General features: G+C 35.1%; 16 protein-coding genes. 9 read left to right on the forward strand and 7 right to left on the reverse strand.

What is annotated here, in order from left to right:
• Positions 1-3: 3 nt before the first annotated feature.
• Entirely contained in the window at positions 4-789 is a 786-nt protein-coding gene (gene modA, locus ABE34_RS23290) for a molybdate ABC transporter substrate-binding protein (RefSeq protein ID WP_197144794.1), read from the reverse strand.
• 376 nt (positions 790-1,165) lie between these two features.
• Here modA and ABE34_RS23295 point away from each other — a divergent pair, with 376 nt between their 5' ends.
• Positions 1,166-2,089, forward strand: a complete 924-nt coding sequence (locus ABE34_RS23295; protein ID WP_197144795.1) for a helix-turn-helix transcriptional regulator — start codon at positions 1,166-1,168, stop codon at positions 2,087-2,089.
• 61 nt (positions 2,090-2,150) lie between these two features.
• On the opposite strand, the gene ABE34_RS23300 is transcribed toward ABE34_RS23295, so the two are convergent.
• Positions 2,151-3,203: an ABC transporter ATP-binding protein gene (locus ABE34_RS23300; RefSeq protein WP_197144796.1), complete on the reverse strand. Its 1,053-nt coding sequence runs from the start codon at positions 3,201-3,203 to the stop codon at positions 2,151-2,153.
• A gap of 452 nt (positions 3,204-3,655) precedes the next feature.
• On the opposite strand from ABE34_RS23300, the gene ABE34_RS23305 reads away from it, so the two are divergent.
• Both ABE34_RS23305 and ABE34_RS23310 read left to right on the forward strand, forming a co-directional pair.
• Complete coding sequence (locus ABE34_RS23305) at positions 3,656-3,856, forward strand: cold-shock protein (protein WP_053484870.1); 201 nt, start codon at positions 3,656-3,658, stop codon at positions 3,854-3,856.
• A gap of 295 nt (positions 3,857-4,151) precedes the next feature.
• The gene (locus tag ABE34_RS23310) at positions 4,152-4,490 is read left to right on the forward strand and encodes a hypothetical protein (RefSeq protein ID WP_197144797.1); all 339 of its coding nucleotides are present in this window, start codon (positions 4,152-4,154) and stop codon (positions 4,488-4,490) included.
• Between the two features lie 63 nt (positions 4,491-4,553).
• On the opposite strand, the gene ABE34_RS23315 is transcribed toward ABE34_RS23310, so the two are convergent.
• On the reverse strand, positions 4,554-5,930 hold the full coding sequence (locus ABE34_RS23315; RefSeq protein ID WP_197144798.1) for an MATE family efflux transporter: 1,377 nt from the start codon (positions 5,928-5,930) through the stop codon (positions 4,554-4,556).
• Positions 5,931-6,445: 515 nt separating this feature from the next.
• Between ABE34_RS23315 and ABE34_RS23320 the strand changes: the two genes are divergently transcribed.
• The 4 genes from ABE34_RS23320 to ABE34_RS23335 all read left to right on the forward strand — a co-directional run bounded on the left by ABE34_RS23320 (position 6,446) and on the right by ABE34_RS23335 (position 8,763).
• A complete protein-coding gene (locus ABE34_RS23320; protein WP_197144799.1) occupies positions 6,446-6,823 on the forward strand; it encodes a hypothetical protein in 378 nt (125 codons plus the stop codon).
• Between the two features lie 47 nt (positions 6,824-6,870).
• The gene (locus ABE34_RS23325) at positions 6,871-7,413 is read left to right on the forward strand and encodes a TlpA family protein disulfide reductase (RefSeq protein WP_197144800.1); all 543 of its coding nucleotides are present in this window, start codon (positions 6,871-6,873) and stop codon (positions 7,411-7,413) included.
• A gap of 93 nt (positions 7,414-7,506) precedes the next feature.
• Complete coding sequence (locus tag ABE34_RS23330) at positions 7,507-8,010, forward strand: DinB family protein (RefSeq protein WP_197144801.1); 504 nt, start codon at positions 7,507-7,509, stop codon at positions 8,008-8,010.
• 27 nt (positions 8,011-8,037) lie between these two features.
• Positions 8,038-8,763: a metallophosphoesterase family protein gene (locus tag ABE34_RS23335; protein WP_197144802.1), complete on the forward strand. Its 726-nt coding sequence runs from the start codon at positions 8,038-8,040 to the stop codon at positions 8,761-8,763.
• 51 nt (positions 8,764-8,814) lie between these two features.
• On the opposite strand, the gene ABE34_RS23340 is transcribed toward ABE34_RS23335, so the two are convergent.
• The 3 genes from ABE34_RS23340 to ABE34_RS23350 form a co-directional block, all read right to left on the reverse strand.
• Positions 8,815-9,117 carry a hypothetical protein gene (locus tag ABE34_RS23340; RefSeq protein ID WP_197144803.1) on the reverse strand — a complete coding sequence of 101 codons (303 nt, stop codon included), beginning with the start codon at positions 9,115-9,117 and terminating at the stop codon, positions 8,815-8,817.
• A gap of 222 nt (positions 9,118-9,339) precedes the next feature.
• A complete protein-coding gene (locus tag ABE34_RS23345) occupies positions 9,340-10,788 on the reverse strand; it encodes a M20 family metallopeptidase (protein ID WP_197144804.1) in 1,449 nt (482 codons plus the stop codon).
• A 12-nt stretch (positions 10,789-10,800) separates the two neighbouring features.
• Entirely contained in the window at positions 10,801-12,042 is a 1,242-nt protein-coding gene (locus ABE34_RS23350) for an MFS transporter (RefSeq protein ID WP_346655604.1), read from the reverse strand.
• Between the two features lie 139 nt (positions 12,043-12,181).
• On the opposite strand from ABE34_RS23350, the gene ABE34_RS23355 reads away from it, so the two are divergent.
• A complete protein-coding gene (locus tag ABE34_RS23355; protein WP_197144805.1) occupies positions 12,182-14,215 on the forward strand; it encodes a helix-turn-helix domain-containing protein in 2,034 nt (677 codons plus the stop codon).
• Between the two features lie 262 nt (positions 14,216-14,477).
• Here the strand turns inward: ABE34_RS23355 and ABE34_RS23360 are convergent, their stop codons facing one another.
• Positions 14,478-15,482, reverse strand: coding sequence for a nucleoid-associated protein (locus tag ABE34_RS23360; RefSeq protein ID WP_197144806.1), 1,005 nt, complete (start codon positions 15,480-15,482; stop codon positions 14,478-14,480).
• A 448-nt stretch (positions 15,483-15,930) separates the two neighbouring features.
• On the opposite strand from ABE34_RS23360, the gene ABE34_RS23365 reads away from it, so the two are divergent.
• Positions 15,931-17,490: a spore germination protein gene (locus tag ABE34_RS23365; RefSeq protein ID WP_241747256.1), complete on the forward strand. Its 1,560-nt coding sequence runs from the start codon at positions 15,931-15,933 to the stop codon at positions 17,488-17,490.
• Positions 17,491-17,515: the final 25 nt, after the last annotated feature.

The raw sequence follows: 17,515 nt of genomic DNA on the forward strand, positions 1-17,515 counted from the left end.
CTATTAATGAGCCCCTTGAAACCCATATTTTTTAAATACTTTCATCGCTTCATCACTTTGTAAATAGTGATAAAAATCTTTCGCTTCTTTTGCATGCTTACTATCTTTGATAACACCTACAGGATAAATAATAGGTGTATGTGTATCTTCTTTGGCTGTAGCAACGACATCGACTTTTTCTGATACGAGAGCATCTGTTTTATAAACTAGACCTGCATCGACATTTTCAGTTTCTGTATATGTAAGAACTTGTCGTACGTCTTTTGTATACACTGCTTTTGATTCTACATGTTCTAAAAGGTTCATGTTTTTCAATGTTTTTATACCGTACTTGCCAGCAGGAACCGTTTCAGGTGTACCAATGGCAATCTTATCAGCTTTCGTTAAGTCTTCAAATGATTGAATCTGTTTTTCATTTTTCTTAGGAACGATTAATACTAATTCGTTCGCTAAAAGATCTGTTCCTTGTTTTTTATCGATTAAATCTTCTTGAACAAGCTCATCAAACTTATCTTTTGCTGCTGAAAAGAAAAGATCAACAGGAGCATCCTCTAAAATTTGTTGTTGTAAAGCACCAGAGCCACCAAAGTTAAATGTGATTTTAATAGTATCGTGTTCATTTTCATAGGCTTTTTGAAGCTCTTCTAATGATTCTTGTAAACTAGCTGCCGCAGAAATCGTTAATTCAACAGGCTCTTTTGTTTTATTGTTGCTCCCTTGACTACCACAACCTACTAAAATGCCGACCAGAAGTAGCAATGAAGCTATTAAATTAAAATACTTTTTCACTTTGATTATACTCCTTTTATAACTCGTTATAACAAGACATAGCTAATTATAATTAGTTGTGTCTAAAAAAGAAATACCAAGTAGGTAGAAATTTTCAAGATGTTAAAAAGTATGGTTTATCACCAAAAGTTGTGGATGACTTTTGTTAAAACGTCTACTATGTAAATAAGTTGAACTTCGTTCCGGTCAGGCAACTCCTTGGGGATTAGCGTTAGAGGAACGAAGGCTAAAAGCATCACGTCCTGTGATAACGCCTTCGTGAACAACAAAGCGCCCAGCCGGAACGGAAATCAACCACACGTTTTGGTGATGTTAAAAATATATTATAATTACGTTACTATTGTAATCAATAGAAGCAGAAGGGAAGATTTTTTACATGTCACAAGAACATTCCTATACGATTGAAGAGGTTGCTCAATTATTAAAGGTTTCAAAATTAACGATCTATGATTTAGTGAAAAAGGGAGATTTACCTATTTTTCGTGTAGGCCGACAAATGCGTGTGGATAGAACCGATCTACAATTATATATCCAAAAGAGCAAGACAGGAGCACCCCCTACTGCATCTACCGCCTCGACTACCCTTTTGACAAACAATAAAAAAATTATTATTAGCGGTCAAGATTTAGCCTTAGACTTATTAGGAAAATATATAGAGAAAAAACAATCCAATAAAGTATTGCGCTCACATGAAGGTAGCTTTAATGGTGTCATGGCGCTGTATAATAGGGAAAGTGATATTGCGAGTTTACATTTGTACGATGGTGATACAGGGGATTATAATACACCTTATTTGAAAAAGATTTTTGTAAGTCACTCTTATATTCTTATCAATCTGGTTTCACGCCGAGCAGGTTTCTATGTAAAAAAAGGAAATCCATTGCAAATTCAATCAATGGATGATTTTAAGACTAAATCACTAAAATTGATGAATCGTGAAAAAGGTTCAGGAGCTCGTACTTTCCTGGATGAGCAATTACGCATTCATCACATATCTCCATCCTCAATTAAAGGATATAACGAAGAAGAAATGAGCCATATAGATGTATCTTCTGCTGTCGCAAATGGGCATGCAGACATTGGAATAGGAATTGAAAAAATATCAAAACTCATAGATGTTGACTTTATACCACTTGTTAGAGAACGTTATGATATTGTTCTATTAAAAACTCCAGAAAACCAACTGCTGATTGAAACGATAAAAGAGATTTTAAATTCACCAGATTTCCAAGCGGAAGTAGTCGCATTAGGAGATTATGACGTCAGTCAAATGGGACAAGTTATATATGAAACACTTTAATAATACATGGTGTGAAAAAAACTTGCCGAAAAGGCAAGTTTTTTTACATGAATCGGGGAAATTATAATAATATTTCTGTTTCAGCATCAAAAAATAGTAGGTGTTGAGGCTGAAGAGAAAGTGTTTCTCCGATTCTAAAGTTATGTTGGCCACTCCATTTAATCGTCCATGTTTGATCTGCCATTCGGACAATGATATGCGTTTCATGTCCTAGCTGTTCAATATTTACTATAGGAAGATGCAAAACGTCTCCTTTTTGGAGATGCTCTGGTCGAACGCAGACTGATAATGGTGTATGTTGAGGTAAACGTGCATAAACATCGGTTGGAAGTTTCATTTTAAATTGATTTTCAATAATGAGCGTAGAATCTTCTAGAACTGCACTTGCCATGTTTATAGCTGGAGAGCCTATAAAGCTTGCGACAAATAAATTCTTTGGTTGATTATACAATTCTAGAGGTGTTCCAATTTGCTGAATACATCCATTATGTAAAACCATTATTCGATCCCCCATGGTCATCGCTTCTGTTTGATCGTGGGTTACATAAATAGTTGTTAAGCCCAATTTTTTTTGTAGTTGTTTGATTTCTGTCCGCATTTGTGTTCGTAATTGTGCATCTAAATTGGATAAAGGCTCATCCATCAGGCACAGCGGAGATTGGCTTACGATAGCACGTGCAAGAGCAACACGCTGACGTTGACCTCCGGATAAAGCTTTTGGTTTTCGATGTAAATAATCTGTCAGCTTTAGCAATTCAACACTTTCTTGCAAACGTTTCTGCTGCTCTTGTTTATGAACACCCTTTCTTTTTAAACCAAATAAAATATTTTGTTCCACTGTTAGATGTGGGTACAGTGCGTAATTTTGGAAAACCATTGATAAATTTCGTTCTTGAGGGGAAGCCATATCTAATGTGTCCCCATTTATTTGTATGGTGCCACTCGTCATTTTATCTAAGCCAGCAATAAGGCGCAGAAGGGTACTTTTACCTGAACCAGACGGACCTACTAATACAAAGAATTCACCTTTTTCAATCGTTATATTAATATCTTTTAATACAGGTGGTTGGGCATTATATGCTTTTTCGACATGCGTTAGCTTAATATAACTCATTTGTTAAACCTCATTTCAAATGATAACTAAAACAAAAGACATTGTAACATATTCTTGTAACACACATTATGATAGAGATATTAACGCAGGACAAAGAGGATTCAGCATTCATTAATCTAAGTGATTCAACGCTTGCGCTGAACATCTTCAAAGGTATTGAGTGGCTATTTCAATGTTCAATTAACGAGGTTTTTTGATCTAAAATTGTTACTGTACCTCGTTAGTTGAACTGATTTTAGTTATTTTGTGAAAAGATTTTAAAAAAATTTAGCTTTTGCACTAGACAAATATGATTTTTTTTTATATAGTATAAATAATAAAATCGTTTTCAAGAGAACAATAAATTCACATATTACAAAGAGTAATCGTGTTTTATTTGATGCTTTTTGTAATATGTGGATTTTCTTTTGGTAATATGATTTTAATTAATACAATTAATGGAGGTCATTCAAATGACACAAGGTACAGTAAAATGGTTTAACTCAGAAAAAGGTTTCGGTTTCATCGAAGTAGAAGGTGGAAATGACGTATTCGCTCACTTCTCAGCTATCCAAGGTGACGGCTTCAAAACTCTTGAAGAAGGTCAAAAAGTTGAGTTTTCAGTAGAAGAAGGTCAACGTGGACCTCAAGCTACAAACATCGTAAAACTTTAATTTTAATGATGTAACCATAAAAAAAGGCATCCTTTCAATAGGATGCCTTTTTATTATGCATAAAGGAAGGGATGGAATGAAAAAGTCGGTTGGTACTCCCTGTTTTAATACCATCTCAAAATTCAACTCATTTCAAGAACATCATATAACATTAAATTAATTTCTTTCCCAGTAAAAAAAATTACAAATTAAATGCGAAAAAATAGCAATAAAATTTAACTAAAAATGGAACTCAATTCCTGTTTGATCGTATACAAAGTAATAGGGTGTATAAAATTTAGGAAGGAGAGTTTATATGCGTAGTAAAAATTTAATTATTATGATAGTGACATTTATTGTAGAAGTTTTAATTACGTATTTTATTGCTTCATTTTTCTCCGTAAGGTTTATTGAGATAATGTTTTTCACTGGTATAGCTTTTGCTGGGAGCAGTTTTTACTTTTCAAGTAGTGGTGGTGCTATGACTAGGTTATTTGCATCTCAAGTTAGTGGGCAAACAGGCACAATTCAGAAAAGGGAAAAATTCACTTATCAATTAGGTTCGATATTTATTACGTCAGTTATATTCTTTTTAATTGGTTTAGTACTCTTTCTCTTATTAGTTTGGGGAATCATTCCTCCTGTGGAAGCTTGAAATACTTATAAAAATTGCTGTAGACAAAGTAATGTGTGGCTTTGTCTACAGCAATTTTAATGATTAATCGCTTAGCATTGCTTTTAATGTTCGTTTTTGCCAGCCTAGCTTGAAGTATGCGTATTGTAATACAAAATGCACACAGAAGGCAGCAGGGTAAGCTAACCAAACACCATTTAACTCGAATGTAGTGTAGTGCGATAAAACAAACGCTAATGGCACCTCGACTACCCAAATCGCGATAACTAGGAAAATTGTAGGCCATAAAACAACACCTGTAGCTCGCATTGTAGCCGAAACCGTTTGTGTATGGCCAAAAATTAAATAGCTCCAAAATGCGATATATAAATAATTCTTTGCGATTAGTACCGTATCATGTTTATCAATAAAGAAAGATAAAATAGGCTCTGCAAATAAATACATAATTAAAATAATCGCGCCGCCTAAAATATAGTTTACAAGCACACTTAAATGGCGAATTTTTTTTATCATATCCGTAGAGTTTGCCCCTAAAGCTTGCGCCACAAATACAGATGTCGTAATCGCGATACTCATCGCTGGCACTTGTGCATAGCTAGCGACTTGATTGACAACACCGTATGCGGCAGTAGCATCGGAGCCGTAAACATTAACGAAACCTATTACAGCAATTTCTGCTACAGAGATCGCAACCATACTAATGCTTGCTGGAATGGCTAACTTTAATAATGAAGCTAAAATATCCTTCTTTAATTTAAAATGCTGTAATATCGATTTATCTAAGCGCAAAATATGCTTTGTTCTATGCAAGTAGGCAAATAATAATAACATCGTTACTAGATTGGATAAAACAGAGGCATAAGCAGCGCCGTTTAAGCCAAATTCAGGCAGACCAAGCCAGCCAAAAACTAATGGTGGTAGGAATGCAATATTTAAAATAACGCTTATAACTAAAAATAGAAAAGGTGTTTTAGAGTCACCTACACCACGCATAAAGGTAGTGTACACCATATACCAAAACATAATCGGTAGGGTGAAAAATAAAATTTGAGCATAGCTAATACTCATATCTAAAATGTTTGCAGGTGTTTGCATAAAACGTAAAATCCATTCAATGAAAAAGCCACCAAAAATTGCGACGACAATTGATATAATCGTCGTGAAGGCTAGTGTTACCCCAACAACTTCTTTCATCTTCTCATGATTGCCTGCCCCATATGTTTGCCCTACTAAAATCGAGCTACCAGAGCCAATCCCAATAGCAAATGCCATTAAAAAGAAGAAGAATGGGAAAAATGCTGAAATCGCCGCTAGCGCATCAACTCCTAAATTACGCCCAACTATAAACATGCCAAAGACTTGCCCTAAAGATTGCAGCACATTTGCTAGCATTACAGGTATTAGAAAATTAAAAAAAGCTTTTTGTAGCTTTTTATCATCATGTAAAATTTGTTGGTCCATTTTTATGTCCTCTTGGGTATTAATAACCCATTTCCTTTTAAATATGTGATAGCGTGCGCAGGCGTTGGTCAATTAGTCCACCATCCGCACTTAAAACTAGATTAGAGGTCTTAATATCCGTTCGTTTTCTGTACATGACTTCCGCTGTCATTGCATCCCCTACAAGCCAATAACAAGGTTTTCATCATAAAAATGTTCGTAGCGATAAGCTTCCTTATGCTTGCCTTTAATGTATAGTTATTTTCATCAATTTCAACCCCTTAGAAAATATTTAAATTTAGTTTAGTAAATGTACCACCAGAAAAAAATGAAGTCAATAATAGCGTGGGAATTTTTTCATCCTATGACATAATGAGGTGTCAAAGGTCTTTAAAGGTCTCGTTGCGGTTATAGAGTAGAGTGAATTTAAGGATTTGATTAATGTGGTAAAATATTTATATAATGGAAAAGTAAGTAATATAAATGCTCGAATAAAAGGGGTATCCTCTAAAAAATTAATGAAGGAGGTCAATAGAATGATGATCCCATCTACAAATAATAATTACATAAATACAATAAAAAAAGATGAACTAAATGGACTATCTCCAAATTTATTTTTAGATAAAAATAAACAGAGTAAAGCGAAATATGAAATTAAAAAAGAAGATGGTTATATTCGTCATTATGTCACAAATTTAAATGGTGAAAGAGTAATGATTAAAGAAATCAAATTACCAAAGGGACAAGACACAGGTCAAAGCGCAGGCGAGATGCCGGATGTTTTATTAGAAAACTTATTAAAACAATTTACAAAAATAGTAGATCATCAAAAATCTACTGAATTATTTAAAACAGGATTAGCTGGTCAAAAAGCCAAAGAAAAGTTAATCGTATCTTATCAAATTTCAATCTAGGTATGCTTGAAGAAAAATAATATTAAGGGTAATTTAGGTGATCATTTATGCAATTTAAAAAGCGTTTAGGTTTATATTTCTCAGCTTTGTTAATCGTATTACTTGTTGGAATTGTTTTGAAAGATGTATTCCTAAAAGAAACAACAGTTAACCCATTAGTAGAAAATGAAGATGGAACAAAACAGCTTGCTTTTGATGCAAAGTTAACACGATTAGATGAATCGACAACAACGTTTAAAGAATACAAGGGAAAGGTCTTAATCGTTAACTTTTGGGCATCTTGGTGTGGACCTTGCCAAGAAGAGGCTTCTGAATTTAGGGATTTTTATAACAATAAATCTGAAAATGTTGAGCTGTTAGCGATTAATGCAACTTCTATCGATAATAGTGAAAATGCTATGGAATTTCAAGAGTCATACAATTTGAATTTCCCTATATTTCTTGATTTAGACGGTAAACTTCAAAAATCATTTGGAGTAGTGGCATATCCAACAACTTTTATTTTTGATTCTAAAGGTATATTAAAGGATAAGATAAAGGGATCGATGAATCAAAAACAATTAAATGATTATATTGACAAACTCTACTAATCTGTAAAAATAATCAGTTCCTTTACGAGGGAGCATTTCTATGTTGGCGTCATTTTTAAGGAGATTATTAACGCAAGAAAGAGGGGGATTATTATGTATCAGACATTAAATGGTTTTTTTAAGTCTTGGGAGTTTGAAGCTGATTGTACACAGAAGTTATTGAATAATCTAACTGATGAATCACTTAAGCAGGAAATAACGTCTGAAAATTGGACTTTAGGACGTATTGCTTGGCATACAGTCACTGCAATTCGCATTATTACTTCGAATACAAGTTTAACATTTGATGCTCCAACTAAAGATTATCCTGTTCCTACTTCAGCACAATTTATTGCAAATAGCTATTCTCAAGCTAATAATGCGTTTGTGCAAGCGGTAAAAACAAATTGGACTGATCAAACCCTTCACGAGCACATCCAATTTTTCGGTCAAGACATGCAAATTGGTATACTTTTAATGTTCTTGATTCAACATCAGAATCACCATCGTGGACAAATGACGGTTCTTATGCGACAGGCGGGGTTAACTGTCCCCGGTATTTATGGTCCGGCTAAAGAGGAATGGGCAAATTTCGGTATGGATGCTCCGGAAATGTAAAATGAAATAAATGAAGGTGAGGATATTGTGAAAATAGCTGTACTATCAGATGTTCACGGAAATAAAGATGCATTAAAAGCAGTGTTAGAAGATATAAAATATAGAAATATCGATAGCGTTTATAATTTAGGTGACACTCTTTATGGACCGTTATTCCCGCTAGAGACATTTGAAATGATAAAGCGTATAGATATGAAAAGTATAAGTGGGAATTGTGATCGGATATTATTGCAATCTTCATCGGAAAATCCAACCGTTCAATATGTACTAGACAATCTTACTGAAGAACATAAATGCTGGTTAACTAGCCTTCCATTTTCAATTCAGACAGACGACTTTTACTTCTGTCATGCTTCACCTGAAAATGATGAGCTGTATATGTTGAATGAAATTACGCCAAATAGTGTTACATTAAAGCAAACCGAAGAAATAATGAATTTAGTAAAAGAAATACCTCAACATATTATTTTTTGTGGTCACTCCCACTTACCGACGATTGTTTATTTACCTAATAACAAAATCATTATAAATCCAGGCAGTGTCGGTTTGCCTGCTTATGAAGAAGTTGAACCGTTCTATTATAAGATTGAATCAGGCACACCATTTGCGAATTATACAGTTGTAGAAAAACGGAATGGTGAATGGATTATTGAGCAGGTAATCATCCCTTATGATACTATGGACGTTATTAAGCAAAGTGAAGCTCAAAATAGATCTGATTGGGCCAGAGCATTAAAATGTGGAAGAGTATAAGGTGAGTAAAAGGACTTGTGGCAAATCAAAACAAGTCCTTTTTAAACCATCTTAAGTAATGTCTTGAGCATTATCTTTCGTGGCAATTACCTTTAGTAGGTTTTTCTTTTGGATAAATAAAATAACAGAGGCTTGAACTGTCATTGCTACGACAAGCAGAATGAAGTGCGAACTGTGGTAATGGTTAAATGAAAGAAAATAATATATTGGTGCAGACGATAAGTATGAAATATATTGGTTTTTAGTTACTAAATAAATAATAGTTGAAATACCCGTCGTCACCAAAAAAAGTTCAAGCATAATTCCGATTGAAGCACTATCTATATAATTTTGTAAATCGTTTATATAGGACATATTGAAGAATCCTCCATGTTGATTTAATTATTCAATAAAATTGCAACATATTAACAAAATGATGTATATGCAATATCGTGGATATAAGGCGGTCAAAATAGCTATTGAGCTACTTAAAGTCATAAGTAAAGTAATCATTATCATTTCCTACGCGCACTATTTTTTCTATGCTTAAACGAAAAAGTAAGACTTTCTCGTATAGAAAGTCTTACAAAATACTTCTTATATGTACACTTTTACAGGAATTGCTTCTGTAAGTTTAGGAGGTACTAAGTCCTTTGGAATCAATGCTTCATATGTTTCCCCGTCGAGACGTTGTTTCAACTCTGCTTTTGCTTTTTCGATTAACGTCGGATTTTCTAATGCAGAAATTGCTGTGCAAGCAATCGCTTTACCTGCAAGAAGTGTCGCTTGATGTGCATATGCTGACTTTCCTTGTGCGACAACCTGCCATGTGTGGAATGGTGTACCGAATGCCCACGTAGCTGTCGAACATTGTGCGGTTGGTACATTCCAGCTGACATCTGCAACATCTGTTGAGCCCCCCATGAAAAATGGCACCTCTGGAAGCGGTACAATGAAATCTATGATTGGTTTTTTAACCAATTGCTGCGCAACCTCTTTACCTACTTGTAAAGCTGCTACATGTTTTTCTTCTTCTGAAAGTGTATCGTATATTGTCTGCGCAAAATGAATGTCTTCCTCGGTCAGTTTAACCTTGCTTAAATCTTGCATATGCTGATACATGACTTCCTCTAATGTTTTATTTGGAATTAAGTTATGACAAGAGCCGATAATTTGCTCTTCTACTGTAGTTTCCGTCATCATTGCTGCACCTTTTGCACAATTAAGCACGCGGTTATACAAATCTTTTACTTGATTTGGCTTTGGCGCTCGAATAAGATAAGTTACTTCTGCTTCTGCTTGTACAACATTTGGTGCAATACCACCTGTGTTCGTGATAGCATAATGAATTCTTGCTTCATCCACGATGTGTTCTCTTAAATAGTTAACGCCAACATTCATTAATTCTACAGCATCTAGTGCACTTCTTCCGAGATGTGGTGAAGCCGCAGCGTGGGAACTACGACCTTTAAATTTAAAGGTAGCGTTAATAACAGCATTTGCTCGTGCATGTAAGACTATATTTACAGTTCCGGGATGCCAAGAGAGTGCAATATCTACATCCTTAAAATAACCATCTCTTGCTAGGAATGTTTTTCCATAGCCACTTTCTTCTGCAGGACATCCGAAATATTTCACCGTTCCAGATAGGTTATTTTCTTGTAAGTAATCTTTCACAGCAATCGCGCCTGCCAATGCGCCGACACCTAGTAAGTTATGTCCACAGCCATGTCCATTACCACTTGGTGTGATCGGCTCATACTCACTACTACCAGCATGTTGACTTAAACCAGCTAACGCATCAAACTCTCCAAGCATTGCAATCACTGGTTTCCCGCTACCAAATGTTCCGATGAACCCAGTCTCTAAGTTTGCAACCCCTCGCTCAACGTGGAATCCTTCATTCGTTAAGGTCTCACATAATAAATTTGCGGAGTTCATTTCTTCAAATCTTATCTCTGCAAACTCCCAAATTTTATCACTCACTTGTTTGTATAGAGCACTCTTTTCATCAATTAGATGTGCAATTTTATCCGTTAAGTTCATTTATTCATCTCCTCAATCTATTAATTTATTTGTAGGTGAATGGATGGCAACAGTTTGTTTGTTCGGTTTTATCAGAAATAAAGACACAGCACACACAATAGTAAAACAAATAAGCATCGTAAATGCTGCATTATAGGACCCTCCGAAAGCCTCAACTAAAAATCCAATTAACATAGGTGTTAATACGCCTGCAAACTGTGCGCCTGTATTAATAAAGCCATTCGCTGTTCCAATAATTGATTCTGGAAGAGTTTTCAGAGGAACGGTTGTAATTAAAATAATATTAAATGACAGCATGACTGTTACAACGCTTTGACAAATGGTGAATATTATCATATTTGATGCGGTTGCCATTAATAAAAGAAAGCCTCCTGCTACGAGTGCAAATATACCAGCAACAATCTTATCTTTTCCTTGTGACATTTTATCTAAAATAAAGCCACTACATAGCATAGCGAATATGCCCACAAAAGCAGGAATCGCAGAATAGATTCCGACCGCCGTTAATTCTAAACCTTTAACTTTCGATAAATACATAGGCATCCAAGACATTAGTCCCCAGTTTACAGCGTAAATACTAAAATAAGAGATAAACAATTGCCAGATCATCGGTGTCCTCAACACATCTTTTAATGGTGTTTTTGTTTGAGGAATTTGTTCATGTTGTACCGAATTTGAAAATTTCCGCTCTTTCACGAAAAATACGAAACACAGTGCAACGAGCCCACCAAGGGCACCTACGATGTAAAAAATAGCTCGCCAGCCCATTAGCTTCATCAGAAATGTCCCTGCGATAGGGGCAACAACCCCCATTATTGAGCCTGATATTAACATAATCGACATAGCTTTACTGCGTTCGTTCTTAGGAAACCAATTGGCAATTCCTTTTGATGCAGCAGGAAAATAACTCCCTTCACCAATCCCGAAAAGAAATCGGATGGTAATTAAAGAAATAAATGACCATGCGACTCCAGTTAGTACTGTGAAAATCGACCATACTAAAATGGTAATGATAAGTACTTTTCTATAGCCGAAGCGATCCGCAAGCCAACCTCCTGGAATTTGCATTAAAGCATATCCAGCAAAAAAACTACTTAACACTATTCCTGTTAATGAATCAGTGAGATTTAGCTCTTTTGAAATATCAAGAATAGCAAAGTTTATGATAAAACGATCGAAGTTCCCTAGTGACCAACCTAAAAACAGCATGGCAATAACGACATACTTCATATTTTGCGATCTTGTTGCCTTCACTATTTTCCCCTCCTCTGTGCTATCTAAGATTGTTTATAGTGCAAAGTATAAAAAATTTAGACTTTTCAGACAATGTGTGTTTCTATATAATATGGTTAATAAATATAGATACTTACACATTAAAAAGAGGAGAAACGCAATGACAAACACGGAAAGATTAAAACAGTTTTTCATAGAAACATGTAACCTTACACATTTCCAACTATGGCAGAACATCTATGATGATCATTTTACTCTTGTTGTTTCTGAAGGGATTGAAGCACATTTGCCACCTCTTTCTGTCTATACAAAAGTAGAAGAGGAGTGGCGAACTTCTGATTATACAGACAAATATTATTACCTTCAGGAAAAATGCGTATTTGTTATTCGATTAAAAGCGAATTGTTCCCTTTCATTAGCAGAAGAACACGCTTTAAACACATTGCTGCGTGCATATTATTCGGAGTCGATGTTGAAAAAAGAGCAATTTATTAGAAAAAAAATGATGGAAAGTATTCGGGAGATTTCTATTTTAAATGATATAAATACGTTACTGACAAAAATTCTAGAAAACGCTCTGTCGGTTATTCCGTCGGCAGATTTCGGTGTTCTTTGGATGTACGAAAAAGAAGAAGATGCACTTATACCAAAAGCGTGGGCAGGGGGACCTGGTGAGGAAATTAAAAATATGAGAATGAAAGTGGGGGAAGGGATTATAGGGAAAACGTTCAAAGAAAATCAATCTATGATTCTGACTTCTTATATGGACGTCCTAAAGGCATCTTCATCAGTGTCAGAGAAAAATCTACGCCACCTATTAGATGCTTATAAGTTTGAAAATTTGCAATCAGTCATCTCTGTGCCGATTTCTGTAGAGGAACAAATATTATGTGTGCTAATCATTTATCAAAATGGAAAAATCCCACTATTAACAATAGAAGATAAACAACTTTTAGAAAGCTTTTCCGACCAAGTATCCATAGCATTGATGAATTCAAAGCTATTTGAAAATTTAAAGCTACAAAATGAATTGCTACTTCAACGCGACCAAATACACCAAACCTTAATGAAGCTCTCTCTTCAAAACACAGGCATGCAAGTAATTGCAAATGAAATACGGAGAATGATAAAACATCGACTTGTTATTGTCGATTTAACGGATGATTCAAGTTTTGCAAGCCCTAGGCAGTGGATCTCTTATACCGATATAATGCGTATAATTAGAACTGAGAATTCACCTGCGTTTTACACTTTTGACATTGATGGAGAAATGGTTGATGGTTATGTACAACCTATCATTGGAGTTGGTCAAATACTGGGTGTACTGCTAATTGGGACTAATGAATGTGAACTTTTGCCCTTAGACAAATTAATAATTGAACAAGCAAGCTCAATTATTGCGTTGGAAATGATAAGGAAACAAACCATTGTGGATTCTTTTTATAAGAAAATCCATGATCTTTTCCATGACTTTTTAATGTGTAAAGATCATGTATTACTTACGAAGAAAGCAGAAGAACTAGGCATCTATTTAAATTCCTATAATGCTGTGATAGTAATCCAATTATCAACGAGCTCTGATATTCAAGTAATGGACATGCAAGTACATTTTTTGATTGGAGAGATTAAAAAGTATTTTCAACAACATGCTCCCATCGTTTTTGGCTTTGGTAACAAAATAACGGTGTTGTGCCAATTTAAGCGACAAGGAAATGAGATACTGAATCTTGTACAGCAAATGCAAACCAATTGGCAGAAAACAAACAATACTTTACTGAAAATCGGCATCGGTTCAATGTACCAAGGACTTGAAAATATTTTGAAAAGTTACAATGAAGCGGATAAAGCTTTATCATTTTTAATAACGCGACAACGTTGGGGGATAATGCACTATCAAGAAATCGGTGTGAATCGACTGTTTATTCATCAAACACAAGATGAACTACTCAGTTTTGTGAATGAAATATTTCAACCTTTAGAAAATGCTAAAAATCAACTAGAAGAAACCTTGTTAGTATATTTAGAACAAAATGCTTCAGCGGGCGAGACCGCCAAACAACTACATATTCATGTTAATACATTGTACCAACGGCTAAAGAAAATAGAAGAAATACTTAACATGTCCTTTAATAATCCCGAAGATGTTCTAAAGTTGCAGCTTGCTAGATATTTAAGAGGAATGGTTTATTATTGATCTACGTTATGACTGGGTGACTCCTTGGGGATCAGCGAGATAGAGGAACGAAGGCTAAAGGCATCACGTCTTGTGATAACGCCTTCGTAACCAACATCAAATGGTTTCTGTTGCGAAAGCAAAGCGGCAGCAAAGGTTGTATCTGTGCGTAAGCGTAGCGGCAGCAACAAAGAACCCAGTCGGAACGGAAATCAACCACACATTATTGTGATGAGCTAAAAAAGAGACTTCCCCTAAACTAGGAAAGTCTCTTAGAACTTATTTATAGTTCTTCCTGGAAATAAATCTTATAAAACTTTCGATTTGTCGATTCATCGTAGCCTACTTCAATTAGTTCCTCTACTTGCTCGATATCCTGTACGTTTACCTGGATTTCAATATTGGAGTCGAGTTTAATTTTACGTTTATATTTTTTTTCAGCCTTTTCAAGTGCGCTTTCAGAAATAACAGTTTCATAAGGTTTTACCGAATTGACGATAATGTCTTTTTGTGTTGGCTCCGCATTTTCAAACACCGTTTCAATATAATTATTTACTTGAAATTCATCTTCATTTCTAAAATAATCAAGCGTTTTATTTAAAAGACCTAGCTTTTCAGTATTTGTAAAGCTTTCTTCTTTTAAGATATATTTTTTGCATTCTGTTAAGGCTAAATTCGTTTTATAATAATGTTCATCTGCAGCTTTAATCTTTAAAAAACGTTCTTGCCAATAGATAATATCTTCTTTCCTTTTCGTTTTCATAAAGACAGCAGGTGCCTGTTCTGGCCCCATATCTACGATAATGGCCATATTGTTGACTTTCTTTACATTGATGCCATCAATACCGTTGATAACCATTTTGTTTTGGTCGTTTTTTACATCTAAAAACATTTCTTTTTCATCAATTTTAACGATGGCGATTATTTTTTTAGCTTCTGTAGACAGAAAACAATTGTCAAATAATCCAATAAACAATTCGCCACTTTTAATGTTAGGGTGCTGAGATACACTATGTAAGTGTTTAGCAATGTTTATTGATTGTTCAAGGAAACTATTCTCCTGCTCAAAAATTGCTCTCACATATGTGTAAACCTCATTTAACCCAATATTTGTCTCATGAAAAAATTCAAATTGCTGCTCCAAATCAATTTTGCTAAACGCTAGCTGTGTAAAAGCTGCCTCTAGCATGACCTCTGGTTGTGTTAATGATTCTTCACCTAACACGAGTGTATCGTCAATAAAATGTATAATATATTGTGCTAACTTACTTTCACTTACTTCTAGCATGTTTTCCACCTTCTAAAATAGCATTGTAGATAATATACCATATCATATATAGGACAATATTTTAATGTATTTTATTAGTAGTTAAAAATTAATAGTGATCACCATGTAACTGAAATCTTTTGCACAACAATGTTGCAAAAGATTTTTTGTTTTGTAATCAAAAAGGATTCTCAACATAATTACAAACTTATTCATATATTGCAAAGAATGTTGAATGAAATAAGTTTAAAATGCTGTTGCTTAGATAATGATGGAACTATATAAATCGTGAAGCTGTAATTCGCTTTATTATCAGCTTAAAAGGGTGATGAATATGTGGGAAAAGATCTTAGCCTACATTCCAGAATGGAAAGTATTTATGCAAGGTTTTATTGTATTTTTCATTCCTTATATTATTTTCAAATTATTTAATGGAATAGTATCTAAACAAGAGATGAATGACGATGACATGGAGAAAATAAAAGGTCAAACGAAACCAAAAGATGAGCTCAAACACCAAACAGAGATAGCTTCCCAGGAGTCATTTGATTATTATACGGGCGATTTCCACTTAGATGTTGAACTTGTGAAGAAAGAGATTGGTCATAACTGGGATGTGCATTTTAGGGAGTTTCACATAGGGAACACAGACATTCGTGCGGCGATTATTTTTCTTGATGGGCTGTCAGATAAAGAGCTGATTGATAAACATATTTTGACATCTCTTATGGGTGATTTTTCACAAAAAGATGAGCTGAAGTCTTTATATGAAAAAGGGGACTTTTTACAGACGTTTATTAAAAATGAAGTTCTTTCCGTGAGTAACCTCACAGAAGAGCATGATGTAAAGCAATCTGTAGGCAAAATATTAGCAGGGTCGACCGCCTTGATAATTGATGGAATGCCAAATGTATTAATGCTCGGGACAGTCAAAGGAAAATCGCGCAATATTGAAGAACCGGTATCAGAAGCATTGGTTCGAGGTCCGAGGTTAGGCTTTACAGAAACGTTAAGTGATAATACGGCTATATTGAGACAGCATGGTGAAAATAGTGATTTATCCATTATCAATTTCCAAGTAGGTAAACGTACAAAAAAAGAATTGGTTATCGCCTATATGAAAGAGATTGCAGATCCGAACTTGGTCAAAGAGGTCGAGAAAAGAATTCAAACAATGAATATAGATGATGTTGCGGAATCGGGCTATGTAGAGCAACTAATCGAAGACAATTATCTCAGCCCTTTTACACAAGTTCAGAATACGGAGCGCCCAGACCGTGTTTTTGCTGCCTTAATGGAAGGAAGGGTTGCAATTTTATTAGATGGAACACCTTTTGCGTTAATCGTGCCAGTGACATTTAGTATGTTATTGCAATCACCAGAAGACTATTATGAACGATGGTTGCCAAGCACACTCATTCGACTATTACGTTATTTAGCGGCAGCTATTACGCTTTTTGCACCATCTATCTATATATCATTTGTCTCGTTTCATCAGGGTTTAATTCCAACTAAGCTAGCATTGTCAATGATGGGAACGAGGGAAGGTGTTCCGTTTCCTGCAATAATTGAAGCACTAATTATGGAAGTAGCAATTGAAATTTTACGAGAAGCTGGGCTTCGTTTGCCTAAGCCTATTGGTCCTACAATGGGAATAGTCGGAGGGCTTGTTATTGGGGAAGCTGCTGTACAAGCAGGGATTGTTAGCCCCATTATGGTAATTGTTGTTGCGTTAACAGCTATCTCTTCCTTTGCTATTCCGCAATATAATGCGGGGATTTCATTGCGCATGCTTCGTTTTGTAGCAATGTTTTTTGCTGCTTCATTTGGTTTATATGGGGTTATCCTGTTTTTCTTACTTCTTTGCAGCCATTTGGTGAAGTTGAAGAGTTTTGGCATCCCTTTTGTTAGTCCGACGGTTCCTTATAGAGCAAGTGATTGGAAAGACTTTATGGTTCGTATGCCACTTATGATGATGAAACGTCGTCCGAAGATGTTGCATACAAAAGATTCTAGCCGTCAAGATTAGTCACTAGGAAAGGAAATAAACTGGC

The organism is Lysinibacillus sphaericus (assembly GCF_015844675.1).
In the GTDB taxonomy this organism is placed as follows: Bacteria; Bacillota; Bacilli; order Bacillales_A; family Planococcaceae; genus Lysinibacillus; species Lysinibacillus sphaericus_E.

Coding starts and splice junctions, on each gene's coding strand:
- ABE34_RS23355 (WP_197144805.1), top strand. CDS start 12,182: ATGACAAACACGGAAAGATTAAAACAGTTTTTCATAGAAACATGTAAC.
- ABE34_RS23310 (WP_197144797.1), top strand. CDS start 4,152: ATGCGTAGTAAAAATTTAATTATTATGATAGTGACATTTATTGTAGAA.
- ABE34_RS23365 (WP_241747256.1), top strand. CDS start 15,931: ATGGAGAAAATAAAAGGTCAAACGAAACCAAAAGATGAGCTCAAACAC.
- ABE34_RS23325 (WP_197144800.1), top strand. CDS start 6,871: ATGCAATTTAAAAAGCGTTTAGGTTTATATTTCTCAGCTTTGTTAATC.
- ABE34_RS23320 (WP_197144799.1), top strand. CDS start 6,446: ATGATGATCCCATCTACAAATAATAATTACATAAATACAATAAAAAAA.
- ABE34_RS23360 (WP_197144806.1), bottom strand. CDS start 15,482: ATGCTAGAAGTAAGTGAAAGTAAGTTAGCACAATATATTATACATTTT.
- ABE34_RS23315 (WP_197144798.1), bottom strand. CDS start 5,930: ATGGACCAACAAATTTTACATGATGATAAAAAGCTACAAAAAGCTTTT.
- ABE34_RS23330 (WP_197144801.1), top strand. CDS start 7,507: ATGTATCAGACATTAAATGGTTTTTTTAAGTCTTGGGAGTTTGAAGCT.
- ABE34_RS23305 (WP_053484870.1), top strand. CDS start 3,656: ATGACACAAGGTACAGTAAAATGGTTTAACTCAGAAAAAGGTTTCGGT.
- ABE34_RS23340 (WP_197144803.1), bottom strand. CDS start 9,117: ATGTCCTATATAAACGATTTACAAAATTATATAGATAGTGCTTCAATC.
- ABE34_RS23295 (WP_197144795.1), top strand. CDS start 1,166: ATGTCACAAGAACATTCCTATACGATTGAAGAGGTTGCTCAATTATTA.
- ABE34_RS23300 (WP_197144796.1), bottom strand. CDS start 3,203: ATGAGTTATATTAAGCTAACGCATGTCGAAAAAGCATATAATGCCCAA.
- ABE34_RS23345 (WP_197144804.1), bottom strand. CDS start 10,788: ATGAACTTAACGGATAAAATTGCACATCTAATTGATGAAAAGAGTGCT.